The following is a 3,346-nucleotide window of genomic DNA, read 5'->3' on the forward strand; positions in this document are numbered from 1 at the left end:
TAATTTCAGCAACTAATTAATAGTAGTTAGACTGCTGGGATGATTCCAGCCAGAACCTTGAAAACTGCATAGAGAAGCGAAAAGTAGGTAGTCAGTGAACAGTGAACAGTAATCAGTAAAAAAACTGGTGACTGGTAACTGAAAACTGAACAGACACCAAAAGTTATTTGTGGTCAAGCTAATAAGGGCTTGTGGTGGATACCTAGGCACACAGAGGCGAAGAAGGACGTGGTGACCGACGAAACGCTCCGGGGAGTTGGAAGCAAGCGGGGATCCGGAGATATCCGAATAGGGCAACCTGTATGTACTGCCTGCTGAATATATAGGCAGGAAAGAGCGAACCCAGCGAACTGAAACATCTAAGTAGCTGGAGGAAAAGAAATCAAACGAGATTCCCCAAGTAGTGGTGAGCGAACGGGGAAGAGCCTAAACCAAAGTACATGTATTTTGGGGTAGTGGGACAGCATGATGGAATCTAGAGGTTAGACGAAGCAGCTAAATACTGCACCAAAGAAGGTGAAAGTCCTGTAGTCGAAAGCTGACTGGATACAAGCTGAATCCCGAGTAGCATGGAGCACGTGAAATTCCATGTGAATCAGCCACGACCACGTGGTAAGGCTAAATACTACTGTGTGACCGATAGCGAAACAGTACCGCGAGGGAAAGGTGAAAAGAACCCCGCAAGGGGAGTGAAATAGAACATGAAACCGCAAGCCTACAAGCAGTGGAAGGACGATAGTTCGTCTGACCGCGTGCCTGTTGAAGAATGAGCCGGCGAGTTATAAGTACTGGTAGGTTAAGGCGAGGATGCCGAAGCCAAAGCGAAAGCGAGTCTGAAGAGGGCGCAAATCAGTATTTATAGACCCGAACCCTGGTGATCTAACCATGACCAGGATGAAGCTTGGGTAACACCAAGTGGAGGTCCGCACCGACCGATGTTGAAAAATCGGCGGATGAGTTGTGGTTAGGGGTGAAATGCCAATCGAACCAGGAGCTAGCTGGTTCTCCCCGAAATGTGTTGAGGCGCAGCGGTTGTGGTTGAAGTCGGGGGGTAAAGCACTGTTTCGGTGCGGGCTGCGAGAGCGGTACCAAATCGAGACAAACTCAGAATACCCGATGTACACACAACCAGTGAGACGGTGGGGGATAAGCTTCATCGTCAAGAGGGAAACAGCCCAGACCACCAGCTAAGGTCCCCAAATCATCGCTAAGTGGCAAAGGAGGTAGAAGTGCACAGACAACCAGGAGGTTTGCCTAGAAGCAGCCACCCTATAATGAGTGCGTAATAGCTCACTGGTCAAGCGCTTCCGCGCCGAAAATGAATGGGACTAAGCGATGTACCGAAGCTGTGGGATTAATAGTATTAATCGGTAGGGGAGCGTTCTGTAGTAGGGTGAAGCACTAGCGGCAAGCAGGTGTGGACGAAACAGAAGTGAGAATGTCGGCTTGAGTAGCGCAAATATTGGTGAGAATCCAATACCCCGAAACCCCAAGGGTTCCAGAGCCAGGTTCGTCCACTCTGGGTTAGTCGGGACCTAAGGCGAGGGCGAAAGCCGTAGTCGATGGACAACGGGTTAAAATTCCCGTACTCAAAAATAGTAGTGCAGAGGGACGGAGAAGGCGATTGTCAGCCGGATGTTGGTTACCGGTTCAAGTATGCGAGGCGATGAGGAACGGCGAAAACGTTCCGAGCGAAGCTGCGAGTACGACTCTCTACGGAGAGGAAGTGGCATAGTCTAGCTTCCAAGAAAAGCTCTAAGTACGTTAACTATTTTTGACCCGTACTCGAAACCGACACAGGTGGGGAGGTTGAGAATACCAAGGGGCGCGAGATAACTCTCTCTAAGGAACTCGGCAAAATGGCCCCGTAACTTCGGAAGAAGGGGTGCCCAAGGATGACTTGGGTCGCAGTGAAGAGGTCCAGGCGACTGTTTACCAAAAACACAGGTCTCCGCAAAGTCAATAGACGCAGTATGGGGGCTGACGCCTGCCCAGTGCCGGAAGGTTAAGGAAGTTGGTCAGGGGGTAACCCTAAAGCTGACGACCGAAGCCCCGGTGAACGGCGGCCGTAACTATAACGGTCCTAAGGTAGCGAAATTCCTTGTCGGGTAAGTTCCGACCCGCACGAAAGGCGTAACGATCTGGACGGTGTCTCGGAGAGAGACTCGGCGAAATAGGATTGTCTGTGAAGATACGGACTACCTGCACCTGGACAGAAAGACCCTATGAAGCTTTACTGTAGCCTGGAATGGTGTCCGGGCTGAACTTGCGCAGGATAGGTGGGAGGCGTAGAGATTCTCCTTGTGGGGGGAATGGAGCCAACGGTGAGATACCACTCTAGTTCAGCTAGGATTCTAACCCGCGACCGTAATCCGGTCGGGAGACAGTTTCAGGTGGGCAGTTTGACTGGGGCGGTCGCCTCCTAAAAGGTAACGGAGGCGCGCAAAGGTTCCCTCAGCACGCTTGGAAACCGTGCGTCGAGTGTAAAGGCAATAAGGGAGCTTGACTGCAAGAGTTACAACTCGAACAGGTACGAAAGTAGGCCTTAGTGATCCGACGGCGCAGAGTGGAATGGCCGTCGCTCAACGGATAAAAGTTACTCTAGGGATAACAGGCTGATCTCCCCCAAGAGTCCACATCGACGGGGAGGTTTGGCACCTCGATGTCGGCTCATCGCAACCTGGGGCGGAAGTACGTCCCAAGGGTTGGGCTGTTCGCCCATTAAAGCGGTACGTGAGCTGGGTTCAGAACGTCGTGAGACAGTTCGGTCCATATCCGGTGCAGGCGTAAGAGTATTGAGAGGAGCCTTCCTTAGTACGAGAGGACCGGGAAGGACGTACCTCTGGTGTACCAGTTATCGTGCCAACGGTAGACGCTGGGTAGCCATGTACGGAGCGGATAACCGCTGAAAGCATCTAAGTGGGAAGCCCACCTCAAGATGAGTACTCTCATGGAATAAATCCAGTAAGGTCACAGGTAGAACACCTGTTGATAGGCTCTAAGTGGAAGTGCAGTAATGTATGTAGCTGAGGAGTCCTAATAGACCGAGGGCTTGACCTCACAACTTTGGTTATTTCGCTTCAATTATCTATGCAGTCTTCAGGGTTTTGAACAATTAAAACTGAAAAATTAAAATTCGGCAAAGCAATTTTTAATTTTACATTTTTAATTCCCGTAGGGCTTTCCTGGTGCCTATGGCGCGGCGGAACCACTCTGAACCCTTCCCGAACTCAGTTGTGAAACGCTGCTGCGGCGACGATAGTCTGGGGGTTGCCCCACGTTAAAATAGCTCGGTGCCAGGTTTATCTTTCACAACTAGCTTCCTCAACATTAGAGGAGGCTTTTG

Annotated in this window: 2 rRNA genes; both read left to right on the forward strand. The window is 50.9% G+C overall.

From position 1 onward, the window contains the following. The first annotated feature begins 171 nt into the window (after positions 1–171). Positions 172–3,060: ribosomal RNA gene (locus UYC_RS0101400) — 23S ribosomal RNA — on the forward strand. Between the two features lie 124 nt (positions 3,061–3,184). Further along, positions 3,185–3,302: ribosomal RNA gene (gene rrf / locus UYC_RS0101405) — 5S ribosomal RNA — on the forward strand. Positions 3,303–3,346: the final 44 nt, after the last annotated feature.

Source organism: Chlorogloeopsis fritschii PCC 6912, assembly GCF_000317285.1.
In the GTDB taxonomy this organism is placed as follows: domain Bacteria; phylum Cyanobacteriota; class Cyanobacteriia; order Cyanobacteriales; family Nostocaceae; genus Chlorogloeopsis; species Chlorogloeopsis fritschii.